This window comes from Mesorhizobium sp. P3_B5 (assembly GCF_056402815.1).
On sequence record NZ_JBFUGR010000002.1, the window covers coordinates 284,412 to 297,059 of the forward strand.

Consider the following 12,648-nt stretch of genomic DNA (forward strand, 5'->3'; position numbering starts at 1 on the left):
GGCTTGCCGCATCGGCGGCGAGCCTGTCGGATAGCCCAAGATTCCTGTTGCCCGCCGGGAAATCTTCGAGAAGACTGGTTGCGGTCGATTTCGGCCGTAGCGCAAACGGATTGTCCCGATGGTCACTCGCGGCTTCTCTTCCGGGCGAAAGCCCCCGACGGATGCGGACGCGCGCATTCCGCCGGGCCAGTATCTCGAACAAGGCTTTCCGGTCCTGTCGGCCGGGCCGACGCCACGCGTGCGTACCGAGGACTGGTCGTTCACGCTGAAGCATGGGCCGCGCCCGATCAAGAAATGGAACTGGGCCGAGTTCAACACGCTGCCTTTGACCAAGATGACGCGCGACATCCATTGCGTGACCGCATGGACCAAGTTCGACACGCCGTGGCAAGGCGTGCTGGTCGACGACATTCTTGCCGACGCCGGCATCGAGCCGCCGACCGGCTTCACGCTGGCGCATGGCTTCGACGGCTACACCACCAATGTGCCGACTGCCGATCTCACGGTCGGCAAGGCGATGGTGGCGCTGCTCTATGAAGGCAAGCCGATCACCGCCGACCATGGCGGCCCGGCGCGGCTGCTGGTGCCGCATCTCTATTTCTGGAAATCGGCCAAATGGCTGAACGGGCTGCAGTTCAACGAACGTGACGAGCCGGGCTTCTGGGAATTGCGCGGCTACCACATCTATGGCGACCCGTGGCGCGAGCAGCGCTACACGAACGACCCATGAGCGATGCAGCAGCAGTGCAATCGCCCTGGCAGACGGCAAAAATCACCCGCATCGAAAAGCGCACGCCGCGCGTCACCAGTTTCTTCTTCCTGTTGTCTCGGCCCTTCGCCTATCGGGCCGGACAGCATGTCGATGTCAGGCTGACGGCGCCCGACGGCTATCAGGCGCGCCGCTCCTACTCCATCGCCTCCGCACCGGAAGCCGGCGCGACAATCGAGCTGGCGATCGAAAAGCTCGACGACGGCGAGGTCTCGCCGTTCTTTCACGAGGTGGCGGCGGTCGGCGACGAGATCGAGTTGCGCGGACCGCTCGGCGGTCACTTCGTCTGGTCCGACAGCGAGGGCGGCCCCATCCTGCTGGTCGGCGGCGGTTCGGGCGTGGTGCCGCTGATGGCAATGGTGCGCCATCGCGGTGCGTTGAAGTCGGCAGCGCCGGTCGCGCTGGTGTTTTCGGTGCGGGTCTGGGACGAGGTGATCTTCCGCGACGAGCTGATCGGCCTAGATGATCGGCGCGATGGGTTCGACCTGGTGCTGACGCTGACGCGCGAGGCCGCCCGCAGGCCGGCGGATTATTCGCGGCGCATCGATGCCGCCATGATGATGCAATCGATAGTGCGGCTGCCCGAGCCGCCAAAGCTCGCTTTCGTCTGCGGCTCGAATGCCTTCGTCTCCGCCGCTGCCCAGGCGTTGATCGACGCCGACGTTCCGGCAGGGCTCATTCGCACCGAACGCTACGGGGTCTGAGGGCGTCTTGCGGGACGGTTTCAGCCGAGTGGTGAGAACTTTGCCGAGAGCAACTGGAAGGGCAGTGCGCCATAGCTGGCGACGGCAGCTTGATCGTCCCATGTGCGGAACTGGCGGGACGGTCGTGCCTCGAGCACCAGCGCCTGCCGCGTCTCGTCCAGCGTCACCTTGCCGCGAAAGTGCAGCACTCTTTGCCCGCCGGCGCGGCTGATGACCAGCGAGCGCAAGCGCGCGACATGCCGGCCGGCGGCATTGATTTCCATCTCGATGCGCCGCCGCACCGGGGGAACGGCGATCCTGACGGTCACATCCAGGACCATCTCTCCGGTCCTATCCGGACAGGGGATGGTCTGCGACAGCACGTAAGGGGTCGGTGTCGGCTCGACCTTGCGCTTGGTCGTCTTGCCGCGCCAGACGACGTCCGGCGCCGATTGCTGCAGCCGGCCTTGCTTGCGTTTCAGTCGCAACTGCTTGGCGAACCCGCGCGACAGCCAGACGAGGCCGCCGAAATCCGTGCGCGGTTTGGCTTGCAGCACCGAGGACCATCGCGACAGGCCGGCGCGATCGGCCATATCAACTGTTCCTGCAAGAACTGTCTCAGGCACCGCAATGCCGATCTCGAGCGCCAGATAGGAGAGTGCCACCGCCGCGGCAACGGCAAGACCACGCCTGGCAAGGATGTCGTTAAACACCCCCCAGTCGACCGCGCCACCATGGATGGCCACGGCGCAGTCAACCAGCCAGTCGCTGTGGGTGTGGGCATCGAGGCCGCCATGACCGATGGCCAGCGCCATGCGATCGGCCGGCGACGGAACAAAGACGCTGACGCCGCTGAATTCGGCCGCGACCGCCCGCTGCCAGATCGCCAGATCGTCTTCCGTGCTTTGCTGCGACCCGTCATAGGCAAGCTGGTGCAGGTCGATGTCGCCGAAACTGCCCTTGAAGAAGTTCATCGAGCGCACGGACGCCAGCCGGGTCCTGAGATAGTGCGGGCTGACGCCGGTGGCGATCTGCCAGTCACGCTCGCGCAGCACGTCGAAAGCAGCGGTCATGTCCTGTAGACGCACCAAGATGTCGATGTCATGCGCCACCCGGCCGCGCTGCGCCGAGGCGTTGACGGCGATGCGGCTGGCGCCCTTGATCAGCATGACGGCGCAGCCGGCCTCCACCATTGCCTGCAGCGCCGGTTCGGCCTCGCGCATTGCCATGCGCGATTTCGTCCACAGCATCTTTTGCAGGCCGACAAGGCGTGGATAGGCGGGATGGGCCGCGAGTTTTCGGCCGAACCTGTCGGAAATCGCTGCCAGCAGCCGGTGCTCGCGAAAGGAGACGAGATCGATATCGTTCTCGTCGAGCCAGCGCGCCGCGTGCTGGCAGGCCGCTTCCGCGTCGGGAAGCAGGGCTGCCTTGAGCAACTGGTCGAGCTTGCCGGTCGGCCAGGACCAGCCATAGTCCGGAAACCGGCGGCCGATATGGCGGACTGACCTGGCCATCAATCGGGAACCGCCTTGTTACGCGCCCGGCGCTGCATGGCGAGCCGCGCGACTTCGAGATAGCCGCGGTCTCGAGTGGAATCGCGGCCATAGGACAGGCTGCCTGGTCGGATACGCCTGAGCGCCAGCACCTCATCCAACATGTCGAGAACGAAACCTGCCTCGCGCGCCCGAGCGATCCAATCGATCATCTCGCCACGCCCCCCTTGCGGGTCGACAATCGGCCCGACGGCATCGGCGACCTCCCGGCGGATCAGCATTGTGGTCCGCGACCAGCCCGCCACAGAGGTGACTTCCGGCACTTCGGGCCTATCGTCACGAAAGGTACGCCAGTGCGTGAAAACGCCCGATGTCCCTGGGAGCCGGTTCAGATGCGCAAGCTGTCTTTCAATCTTGGTCGGCAACCACAGATCATCCGCATCAAGCGTCGCCACGAAGGGGGTCGACAGCGCTGCGATGCCTCTTGTCGTGGCGCTGCCGGGGCCGGCGTTTTCCTGGCGCAAAAGCCGCACCGGCAGCTTCAGCGCCTCGATCACCGCCACGGTGTCGTCGGTGGAGCCGTCGTCGACAACGACGATGGTTTCGGCCTGCACTGTCTGGGCCGTGATCGATCTCAGCGTCTCGGCAATGGTGGCTGCCGCGTTGAAGGCCGGGATGACGACGCCATAACCGCTCATCACATGAAGCGCCACTGCGCGAGCTCTTTGAAATCGAAAATCCCTTCGATCGGACGCAAGGAGGGGTCGGCCTTGCGACGCTTCATCGATTTGAGGATGGCGCGCATGAACTCGCGAAGGGGGACATCGGCCTCCCTTGTCATATTGCCGGGATGACGCCTGTAGTAGAGAGCCACGGTATCGGGCATAATGTATCTTGGACTGCTTTCAAAGGCACGCAGCAGATAGTCGGTGTCTTCAGCCTGGTTGAAGTCCTCGTCGAAACTGCCGATGCGTTCCACAAACTGGCGAGCAAAAATCCCCGCCGACAGATGAATCCCGCGAACGGTCACGCAGTGGCTTTCGGTTGCCGGTTCAAGTGTCTCGTCGTCTATGAGATCAACCAGTGTCATGCGCGAATAGCTCAGTTCGAGACCTGGATCGGTTTCGAAGCAGGCAAGGTCGGCCTTGAAACGCCCGGCGGGCGAGATGTCGTCCGAATCGAGAAATGACACAAGCTCCGTTTCCGGCAGAAGCTGCCTGAGGCCGGCATTGCGTGCTTTGGTGACACCACCATTGGCTTGCTGGAAAAGGCGGATGCACGAAGTCTCATCCATTATGGCGCGCACCGCCTCGGCCGTGCCATCGGTTGAGCCGTCATCGATGACGATAATATCGAGATCGGCGGCGTCGCGTTGCCTGAGCAGCGACCGCAATGCCGAAACGACGTAGCGCTCGCGGTTGTAGGCAGGCACGATTACGCTGAGTTTCATAAAATGCCTCGTGCGAGAAACGCCGAAATCGTGCCGGCGATTTCCTCGGGCCGTGTCCCCAGCGACAGGCGATAGCACGGCAGCTGGCGTGTCAGTTCGCCAAAAAAGCGAAAGCCGCTTTCCCGTTCGCCCGGCATCTGTGCGATTCCGGATGGCGCCAGCGCAATCATGGCGTCCTTGCGCGACACCGGCATGATCGAGCTTGTCTCACCACCGCTGATATGTGGCACCACCAGCGCGACGATGTCCAGACTTGCAGGTACTGGCCGGACCGCGATGTCATCGATGTGAAACGGATACTTGCCTTGCCAGTTCAGCGGACCGTGCGACTTCAACCTTCGTTCGAGCTGCAGCCGCCGGAAACCTTCCGGGTCCTGCTTGAGCGTGGCAAACAAGGGGTGGGCAGTCACCCCATTGTCGGTATCGATCAGCACATAGTCGTCGCCGACGCTGTCGAGCCCGTTGAGCAGTCCGGCGACAACCGTTCCCGATTTTCCCGCCCCACCCGCGCCGGCGAACAGCATGCCCTTGCCGCCAATGCCCAGCGTACCGGCATGGGTAAGCCGCATGCCGCGCGCGGCATACTCCCAATGCAGGAAGGCGCGCAGCGGCGCCCCTTGCTCCCAGGGCGGAAACCCATCGGCGGACCTCATCAGCTGTGCGCCGACGCGACGTTCGGGATCGTAGAACTGCCAGAAATCCAGGTCATGGAAATAGCTGCCGCGCAATCCGGCTTCGGCCAGCTGCGTGGCGAAGGCGTGATGCGTGTAGTCGGCTTGGCCCCATGTCGCCGGGGCGGGGATGCCCTCAACATCAGGATCGGCGACGAAAATGCGGCAGTCGCCCACGCTCGGCTGGTCGTCGGGAGCAGGGACGAGGCCATGGCCGACAGCTTCGGCCAAGGCGCCGGGGCTGAGATGCGCCGTCAGGTCCAGCCGCGGCAAGCGGACCGTGGTGGTGACCGGATAGCGCTCAGCCGCGCTTTCCGCCGCCGCCAGCACGTGACGGGCATAGTCGGTCAGGGTTTGAAGGGTGACGCCTGGCATGGCTGACTTCCAGCGTTGCCCGACCGGGCTACTTGGGTGGTTTCAGGGCGCCGGCTTGACCGCCGGCCAACCGAGAGGTTCCTCGACCTCGTGGATCGGGTCGACAAGAATGAGATCGGCAAGGTCGTCATGGATGTCGACCTTGAGCGGCTCGCTGCTGCCGGCGAGTTGGGCCAGCAGGGAGCCCGAGATGGGTTGCGCGGCTGCATCGGCCGCACGCACGAGCAAGCCGAATTCGAGCAGTTGGGAAATGAAGCGGTCGAGCTCGGCTGACTTTATTGTGGCCCCGCCAGCCGCTTGTCCGACCAGTGCGTGGGCGCCAACACCGGACGACAGCGCCTGCCAGACCCCGCTGCCCGAATCGGAGAAGCCGAAATATTTCCCGTTCGAAAGATCGAGGACTACGGCTTCGCCGTCAAAGGACTCGAAAACGATGTCCTTGCTTGCGACCGCGTAGACCAATTGCTCCATCAAACGTCCCCACACCAGGCTGCCCGGAAGCGATCACCGGTCGCTGCGGTTCGCCTTGCCCTGGAAAAGCGTCTAGCCACTTGGCCGTTCTTTGGCAAGACGGAGCGCCGGCCAGGGTCAGGCCGGCATGCAAAGGCAAGCGGCCAATCCGCGGTCCTGTCAGGCCTCGATCTCGAGCGCCGACAGCGGCCGCGAGCAACAGGCAAGGATAAAGCCGTCATCGATCTCGTGATCGAGAATGCCGCCATTGTGGCTCATCTCGACCTCGCCTGAAACCTTCTTCACCTTGCAGGTTCCGCACAGGCCGAACTCGCACGCTGCAGGGATTCTCACACCAGAAGCGCGCGCCGTCTGCAGCACGGTCTGGCCGGCAACGCATTCGGCGTCGACATCCGAAAGCGAGAAGCGAACCGGCGTAACAGTGTCGGCAGGCACTTCGATCCCAGCCGGCGATGTGAACGGAGCCGGGACTTCTTCCACAGCGGGAGCCGCAAAACTCTCCTGGTGGTAATAGGCCATGTCGAAGCCGGAGGCCTCCAGCATCTGCCGCACCGCGCGCATGAACGGGTCCGGGCCGCAGCAGAAGATTTCGCGCTCGCGGAAGTCCGGCGCCAGCAGCGGCAGCCGGATCGCGTCGATCCGCCCCATATGACCGAACCAACCCTCACGGCTGGAGCGCTCCTCGATCATGAAGCCGAGCGACAGGCCCGGCATGCGGCTTCCCAGCAGTTCGAGTTCCTTGCGGAAGATGATCTCCTCGGGCCGCCGCGCGCAGTTGACGAAGCCGACATCGGTCCATGGCGCGCAGTCGTTCAGCCAGCGCAGCATCGACATCATCGGCGTCACGCCGGAGCCGGCCGAAATGAACAGGTATTTGGCCGCCGGGTGGCTGTGCAGCGAAAAGTCGCCCGCCGGCCCATAGGCCTTCACGTGAACGCCGGGCTTCAGATGATCGAACATCCAGCGCGTGCCGATGCTGCCGGCCTGGGCTTTCACCGTCACCGCGATCGAGAACGGCCGCGACGGCGACGACGACAGCGTATAGGTCCGCATCAAAGGGCCCTCAGTGGTCGGCAGTTCCAGCGTCACGAACTGTCCCGGCTTGTAGCGAAACCATGTCTGGTTGTCGGAGCGGAAGGTGAAGGTCTTCACCTCCGGCGCCTCGTCGCTGACGCCGATCACTTCCAACACCTGCAGCCTGTCGTTCCAGGGCGCCATCTCGTCGAGATGGCGGTAGAGCCCGAGGTCCGTCATCGCATTCATCCCTTCACCCTTTCTCAGGCAACGCTGCGCAGCGCGGGCCGGCCGCCCTCGGCAAGGCGCGGTCCGATGAAGCGGGCATACCAGTCGACGAACTGGATCACGCCGCCCTCATGCAACTCCGAATAGGGGCCAGGCTCATAGGCCGGCGACAGGATGCCGAAGGCGTTCTCCTCGACGATGCGCCGGTCCTGGTCGTTGGTCTCGGTCCAGACATGGGTGAGCTCGGCAAGGTCGTAGTCGACGCCTTCGACCGCATCCTTGTGGACCAGCCATTTCGTCGTCACCGCCGTCTCCGTGGCGCTGATCGGCAGCACGCGGAAGGTAACGGCGTGGTCGATGAGGATGTGGTTCCAGGTCGTCGGGTAGTGGTAGTGCATCAAGGTGCCGATGCGGTCGGCCGAAACGCTGTCGGAAAGGTTCTTCTTCACCGCGCGCTTGCCGTTCATCGTATAGCTGACGGCATCGCGCAGCAGCGGCGCGCGGGTGGCGCGAAACTGTCCGGCGGTATCGATGCGGAACTTGCTCGGCAGGCCCGCCGCCTCGCATTTCGCCCAGTGCGCCAGCATTTCCGGGTCGCTGTCGGCACCCTGCACGCCGGTGACGGTCGGTGCTTCCGGGAAAGTCTTGCACAGTTCCGGATGGTTGCCGGCGCAGTGATAGCACTCGCGGTTGTTCTCCCAGACCAGCTTCCAGTTGCCCTTCTCGACGATGGTCGATTCGAAGGCGACCTTTGCCTCGCGCAGCCGGTGCGGCAACAGATAAGGCTCGATCATGGCGCGCATCGGCGCGAAGTCCGCCGGCTCCCTGGCCAGGCAGATGAAGATGTAGCCGCCGACACTTTCGCACGCCACCGGCTTCAGGCTGAACTGGCTCTTGTCGAAACCCTCGGCCATCTGCCTTGCGAACAAAAGCCTGCCGTCCAGTTCGTAGGTCCACTGGTGATAGGGGCAGACGAGCTTGGCCGCAGTGCCTTTCTCTGCGTTGCAGACGCGGCTGCCGCGATGGCGGCAGGAATTGTGAAACGCGTTGATCTTGCCTTGCTGGTCGCGGACCAGCACCACCGGATAGTCGCCGACCTGGGCGGTGATGTAGCTGCCCGGCTTCGGCAGTTCGCAATCATGACCGATGAACAGCCAGTCGCGATACCAGATCAGCTCCATGTCGAGCTTGAAGTAGTCGGGATCGGTATAGAAGGGCTGCTCGAGCGAGTAGCCGTCCCTACGGCTGTGCAAGAGCCTCAGCATGTCGTTGCGCGCATCCATGTCCTGTCCTCATCTTCAAAGGACTGAACTTGGTGGTGATGGAGGAAAGACCGATCGCAATCCGGCGACAAGGCCGGCATGCACCATCCACCTCTTGACCGCCCACCGCGATCAGTCGAGTCTAGCTATTTCGGGCTGGTTTCCGGGCTCTGGAGTGTCCTTGCGGACGGTCGCGACACCTTCCCAGGCCTGTGGCCCAGTGGTCTCCCGTTGCGACTTGAACTCCACCACCGTTGCGGGGGCAGCGCCGGGTTTTGACCGGCTTCCCAATTCTCCGCTTCATCGTCACGAAGCGGCACCTGAGATGCCATCATCTAATCACGACAGCGGCCGCGCCATCGGCATGAAAGCGACATCGCATCCATGCAGCGCGACACCATAGGCGAAATGCACCGGCCAGGATTTGTGACGCGAACCCAGCCTTTCACCGGCCGTGACCCGCCCGCTTCGCGCATCGGATTCGACCTGCGGCGGCGCTAAAAACAGTTAACGGTTTCGAAAAGTGACTATTAGCAGTTTCTAAAATCGAACCGAACGGTTCGTTTCTGTTGACAGAGCGTGCAGGACGGTGTGAACGCTGGTTTGCCAATTCGTCAGCTGGCTCACGGGCGGCACAGCATAACGAATTGAAAATATTCACTAAAATAGAAAGTGTAGGAGGCTCTGGTACAATTTCAAGGTGCAGAGCCATGGTCCACGCGGAACAACTTCGTGATTGGAAACAGGCGCTGGCCTCACCCACATCGGGGCTGTCCGAACGATGCGAATTCCTTCCAAGACACGCCGCTAGACGGACTGATGAACTAAGATACTGGAGTACTAAAAATGAAAAAGATTGTTCTCACTGCCGTCGCCGTTCTGGCCATCACCGGCAGCGCCTTCGCCAATGGTAGCGACCACTTCGGCGCCAACCAGGCCGTCCCGGCTGTCGACAGCTCGTACACCGCTTCCATTCAGAAGTCGGCTCCGGCTGACAAGCAGCCCGTCGTTCAGGGCAGCGACCGTAACCTCTTCGGTCACAACTAAGCCGATCCCGGCAAAATGCATTGCCGCTTGCTGGAATACGAAAATTCAGGAGACTTAAAATGAAGAAGATTGTTCTTGCCGCCGCCGCCCTCATGATTGCCGCCGGCAGCGCCTATGCCCACAACGACAGCGTTGGCGGGACCGACATCAGCAAGCAGGCGACCGTCAACGTCGACAACACAAAGACGTCTTCGGTACGCGACACCGGCTCGCCGGTTTACAAGCTGCTGAACTCGTCGGGTGACGTCCAGAAGTCGGCCCCTCAGGGCAGCGACCGGAACCTCTTCGGCCGCTAAAAGCCGAAGTCGATCTCCAGAAAAAAGAGCGGCGGGCCAGGCCCGCCGCTCTTTTTTGTTGATACGGACCGGTCGGCCTCAAGCCGCCTTTGCTTCCGGCTTGTGCAGTGCGAAGGAATGTCCGTCTGCATCGAAGATATGCAGGTCACCGCCATCGGCGCTCAGCCGCAGCGTCGCCCCGCGCTTGACCTCGACATTGCCGGGCAGCTTGGTCACCAGCGGCAGGTCGGCGCGGCCGATGTCGACATAGATGAGCTGAACCTCGCCGAGCTGCTCGACATAGTCCACCTTGCCCTCGAAAAGATAATCGGCGCCGGTGGAGACCACCAGATCCTCCGGCCGAACACCGAAGCTCACCGCAGCGCCCTTCGCTGAAGTCGGCGTGGTGATTGGCACTGTCGCCTTGCGGCCGCCGACATGGCTGACGACAGTCGAATTGCCGGTTGTTTCGATCGTCGCCGGCAGGATGTTCATGGCCGGCGAACCGATAAACTGGGCAACGAACAGATTGCCCGGTTTCTTGTAGAGGTCCATTGGCGTGCCGACCTGCTCGATATGACCTTCCTTGAGCACCACGATGCGGTCGGCTAGCGTCATCGCCTCGACCTGGTCATGGGTGACGTAGATCATCGTCGTGTTAGGCATCGATTCCTTGAGCTTGGCGATCTCGATGCGGGTGGCGACGCGCAGTGCCGCATCAAGGTTGGACAGCGGCTCGTCGAACAGGAACACTTTTGGATTGCGCACGATCGCGCGGCCGATGGCGACGCGCTGGCGCTGGCCGCCCGACATCGCCTTGGGCAAGCGGTCGAGATATTTGGTCAGCTGCAGGATTTCCGCCGCCTGGCGCACGCGCCGGTCTATCTCGGCCTTGTTCTCTTTGCCGATCTTCATCGAGAACGCCATGTTGTCGTAGACGGTCATGTGCGGGTAGAGCGCGTAGGACTGGAACACCATGGCGATGCCCCGCTTCGACGGCGGCACGTCGTTGACCACCTCGCCGGCGATCTTGAGCTCGCCGGAGGTGATTTCCTCCAATCCGGCGATGGACCGCAGCAAGGTCGACTTGCCGCAACCCGAAGGGCCGACGAAGACGATGAACTCGCCCGACTTTATGTCGAGATCGATGCCGTGCAGAATGTGCAGATTGCCATATGATTTTTTCACTTGTCTTAGCGTGACATCGGCCATGATTTCCTCCCAGTGAATTCTTCTAGCAAATTCAGTCGATACGCCCGAACCAGGCGCCGTAGCCGCCAAGACGGATAGAGCCGGCGCCAGTCTGTCCTGAAAACCCGTGCCCCGGTAATGGCTGCAGCGCGCGGCCGCCGAGATCGATGTTGGCCAGCCCTGCGCCGAGATTGAAGACGCAGACGATCTGCTCGTTGCCTTCGCGCCGCGTGAAGGCAACCGTGTCGCCCTCGCTTTCGATGAACTCGATATCGCCCTTGGCCAGCGCCGGATGCAGACGGCGGAAAGCCAGAAAGCGCCGGTAGTGCTCGAGCAGCGAGCTGTCGTCGCCCTGCTGCACGTTGACCGCTTGCGAAAGGTGTTTTCCCGGCACCGGCAACCAGGGCTTTGCCGAGGAGAAGCCGGCATTCTTGGCCGTGGCATCCCACACCATCGGTGTGCGGCAGCCATCGCGGCCCTTGAACTCCGGCCAGAAGCGGATGCCGTAAGGGTCCTGCAGATCCTCGAATTGCAGCTCGGCTTCGCCGAGCCCGAGCTCTTCGCCCTGATAGAGGCAGACCGAGCCGCGCAGCGACATCAGCAGCGCCGAGATGACCTTGAGATAGGCGGTCTCGTCGGCCTCGCCGGCGGCCCAGCGCGACGCCGGGCGCATCACGTCATGATTGGAGAAAGCCCAACACGACCAGCCATCGCTGGCGACCTTGCCGAAGGATTCCAGCACCGAGCGCACCTTTGCCGCGCTGATCTTTTCGGGCGCCAGGAAATCGAACGAATAGCACATGTGCACGCGCTTCCCGCCCGCGGTGTAGGCCGCCACAACTTCCAGGCCGCGCTGCGAATCGCCGACCTCGCCGACCGCGGCGGTTGCCGGATATTCGTCGAGAAGCGCGCGGAAGCGTTCGAGGAAAGCGAGGTTTTCCGGGCGGCTCTTGTCGTAGAGATGGTCCTGGTAGTTGTAGGGGTTGACCGCAGGAGCGGTCTGGTCGTTGCGCTCTTCCGGCGGCAGCGGCGGATTGTTTTCCAGCCCCTGGCTGTGGAAGTAGAAGTTGATGGTGTCGAGGCGGAAGCCGTCGACGCCGCGCTCCAGCCAGAAGCGGGTGACCTCGAGCAGCGCGTCCTGGACGGCACGGCTGTGGAAGTTGAGATCGGGCTGCTCGGCCAGGAAATTATGCAGATAATATTGCTGGCGACTGGTGTCCCACTGCCAGGCCGAGCCGCCGAAAATCGACAGCCAGTTGTTGGGTGGCGTGCCGTCGGGCCTGGCGTCGGCCCAGACATACCAGTCGGCCTTGGCATTGGTGCGGCTTGAGCGGCTTTCCTTGAACCACGGATGATTGTCTGCGGTATGCGACAGCACTTCGTCGATCATCACCTTGAGGCCAAGCCTGTGCGCCTCGGCGGTCAGGGCGTCGAAGTCGGCCAGCGTGCCGAACATCGGGTCGACGTCGCAATAATCCGACACGTCGTAGCCGAAATCCTTCATCGGCGACTTGAAGAAAGGCGAGATCCAGATGGCATCGACGCCGAGCGAGGCGATATAGGGCAGCCTGCCGATGATGCCCTTGAGGTCGCCGATGCCGTCGCCGTTCGAGTCCTGATAGCTGCGCGGATAGATCTGGTAGATCACCGCGCCGCGCCACCAGTCTCGATCGACAGCGAGATCGGGCTTCGAGGTCGCCTTCAAAGCGGATTGCATGG

The 12,648-nt window shown here is 62.8% G+C and carries 13 protein-coding genes and 1 riboswitch; of the genes, 4 read left to right on the top strand and 9 right to left on the bottom strand.

Annotated features, from left to right (window positions below; translation table 11 throughout):
- Positions 1–118: 118 nt before the first annotated feature.
- A complete protein-coding gene (locus tag AC1DVW_RS06355) occupies positions 119–730 on the top strand; it encodes a molybdopterin-dependent oxidoreductase (protein ID WP_477321918.1) in 612 nt (203 codons plus the stop codon).
- Positions 727–1,473, top strand: coding sequence for a ferredoxin reductase (locus tag AC1DVW_RS06360; protein WP_477321920.1), 747 nt, complete (start codon positions 727–729; stop codon positions 1,471–1,473). Before AC1DVW_RS06355 ends, AC1DVW_RS06360 begins: the two co-directional genes overlap by 4 nt.
- A gap of 20 nt (positions 1,474–1,493) precedes the next feature.
- Here AC1DVW_RS06360 and AC1DVW_RS06365 read toward each other — a convergent pair whose 3' ends face one another.
- The 7 genes from AC1DVW_RS06365 to AC1DVW_RS06395 form a co-directional block, all read right to left on the bottom strand.
- Positions 1,494–2,966 (bottom strand): nucleotidyltransferase family protein, encoded by a 1,473-nt coding sequence (locus AC1DVW_RS06365; RefSeq protein WP_477321922.1) that lies wholly within the window; start codon positions 2,964–2,966, stop codon positions 1,494–1,496.
- Entirely contained in the window at positions 2,966–3,643 is a 678-nt protein-coding gene (locus AC1DVW_RS06370) for a glycosyltransferase family 2 protein (RefSeq protein WP_477321924.1), read from the bottom strand. The genes AC1DVW_RS06365 and AC1DVW_RS06370 overlap by 1 nt, the downstream gene beginning before the upstream one ends.
- Entirely contained in the window at positions 3,643–4,395 is a 753-nt protein-coding gene (locus tag AC1DVW_RS06375; protein WP_477322638.1) for a glycosyltransferase family 2 protein, read from the bottom strand. The genes AC1DVW_RS06370 and AC1DVW_RS06375 overlap by 1 nt, the downstream gene beginning before the upstream one ends.
- Positions 4,392–5,441 carry a serine kinase gene (locus tag AC1DVW_RS06380; RefSeq protein ID WP_477321926.1) on the bottom strand — a complete coding sequence of 350 codons (1,050 nt, stop codon included), beginning with the start codon at positions 5,439–5,441 and terminating at the stop codon, positions 4,392–4,394. The genes AC1DVW_RS06375 and AC1DVW_RS06380 overlap by 4 nt, the downstream gene beginning before the upstream one ends.
- A 42-nt stretch (positions 5,442–5,483) precedes the next feature.
- Positions 5,484–5,912: a PqqD family protein gene (locus tag AC1DVW_RS06385; protein WP_477321928.1), complete on the bottom strand. Its 429-nt coding sequence runs from the start codon at positions 5,910–5,912 to the stop codon at positions 5,484–5,486.
- Positions 5,913–6,071: 159 nt separating this feature from the next.
- Positions 6,072–7,166, bottom strand: a complete 1,095-nt coding sequence (locus tag AC1DVW_RS06390; RefSeq protein ID WP_477321930.1) for an FAD-binding oxidoreductase — start codon at positions 7,164–7,166, stop codon at positions 6,072–6,074.
- Between the two features lie 23 nt (positions 7,167–7,189).
- Positions 7,190–8,437, bottom strand: a complete 1,248-nt coding sequence (locus tag AC1DVW_RS06395; protein WP_477321932.1) for an aromatic ring-hydroxylating oxygenase subunit alpha — start codon at positions 8,435–8,437, stop codon at positions 7,190–7,192.
- Positions 8,438–8,553: 116 nt separating this feature from the next.
- A riboswitch (cobalamin riboswitch) is annotated at positions 8,554–8,755 on the bottom strand.
- A gap of 507 nt (positions 8,756–9,262) precedes the next feature.
- Between AC1DVW_RS06395 and AC1DVW_RS06400 the strand changes: the two genes are divergently transcribed.
- Both AC1DVW_RS06400 and AC1DVW_RS06405 read left to right on the top strand, forming a co-directional pair.
- The gene (locus AC1DVW_RS06400) at positions 9,263–9,463 is read left to right on the top strand and encodes a DUF680 domain-containing protein (protein ID WP_477321934.1); all 201 of its coding nucleotides are present in this window, start codon (positions 9,263–9,265) and stop codon (positions 9,461–9,463) included.
- A gap of 59 nt (positions 9,464–9,522) precedes the next feature.
- Positions 9,523–9,759, top strand: coding sequence for a DUF680 domain-containing protein (locus AC1DVW_RS06405; protein ID WP_477321936.1), 237 nt, complete (start codon positions 9,523–9,525; stop codon positions 9,757–9,759).
- 78 nt (positions 9,760–9,837) lie between these two features.
- Here the strand turns inward: AC1DVW_RS06405 and AC1DVW_RS06410 are convergent, their stop codons facing one another.
- Together AC1DVW_RS06410 and bglA are read right to left on the bottom strand one after the other, a co-directional pair.
- Positions 9,838–10,950, bottom strand: coding sequence for an ABC transporter ATP-binding protein (locus tag AC1DVW_RS06410; RefSeq protein WP_477321938.1), 1,113 nt, complete (start codon positions 10,948–10,950; stop codon positions 9,838–9,840).
- Positions 10,951–10,981: 31 nt separating this feature from the next.
- Positions 10,982–12,646: a beta-galactosidase BglA gene (bglA, locus tag AC1DVW_RS06415; protein WP_477275894.1), complete on the bottom strand. Its 1,665-nt coding sequence runs from the start codon at positions 12,644–12,646 to the stop codon at positions 10,982–10,984.
- Between the last annotated feature and the right edge of the window lie 2 nt (positions 12,647–12,648).

Coding starts and splice junctions, on each gene's coding strand:
- AC1DVW_RS06355 (WP_477321918.1), top strand. CDS start 119: ATGGTCACTCGCGGCTTCTCTTCCGGGCGAAAGCCCCCGACGGATGCG.
- AC1DVW_RS06360 (WP_477321920.1), top strand. CDS start 727: ATGAGCGATGCAGCAGCAGTGCAATCGCCCTGGCAGACGGCAAAAATC.
- AC1DVW_RS06365 (WP_477321922.1), bottom strand. CDS start 2,966: ATGGCCAGGTCAGTCCGCCATATCGGCCGCCGGTTTCCGGACTATGGC.
- AC1DVW_RS06370 (WP_477321924.1), bottom strand. CDS start 3,643: ATGAGCGGTTATGGCGTCGTCATCCCGGCCTTCAACGCGGCAGCCACC.
- AC1DVW_RS06375 (WP_477322638.1), bottom strand. CDS start 4,395: ATGAAACTCAGCGTAATCGTGCCTGCCTACAACCGCGAGCGCTACGTC.
- AC1DVW_RS06380 (WP_477321926.1), bottom strand. CDS start 5,441: ATGCCAGGCGTCACCCTTCAAACCCTGACCGACTATGCCCGTCACGTG.
- AC1DVW_RS06385 (WP_477321928.1), bottom strand. CDS start 5,912: ATGGAGCAATTGGTCTACGCGGTCGCAAGCAAGGACATCGTTTTCGAG.
- AC1DVW_RS06390 (WP_477321930.1), bottom strand. CDS start 7,166: ATGACGGACCTCGGGCTCTACCGCCATCTCGACGAGATGGCGCCCTGG.
- AC1DVW_RS06395 (WP_477321932.1), bottom strand. CDS start 8,437: ATGGATGCGCGCAACGACATGCTGAGGCTCTTGCACAGCCGTAGGGAC.
- AC1DVW_RS06400 (WP_477321934.1), top strand. CDS start 9,263: ATGAAAAAGATTGTTCTCACTGCCGTCGCCGTTCTGGCCATCACCGGC.
- AC1DVW_RS06405 (WP_477321936.1), top strand. CDS start 9,523: ATGAAGAAGATTGTTCTTGCCGCCGCCGCCCTCATGATTGCCGCCGGC.
- AC1DVW_RS06410 (WP_477321938.1), bottom strand. CDS start 10,950: ATGGCCGATGTCACGCTAAGACAAGTGAAAAAATCATATGGCAATCTG.
- bglA (WP_477275894.1), bottom strand. CDS start 12,646: ATGCAATCCGCTTTGAAGGCGACCTCGAAGCCCGATCTCGCTGTCGAT.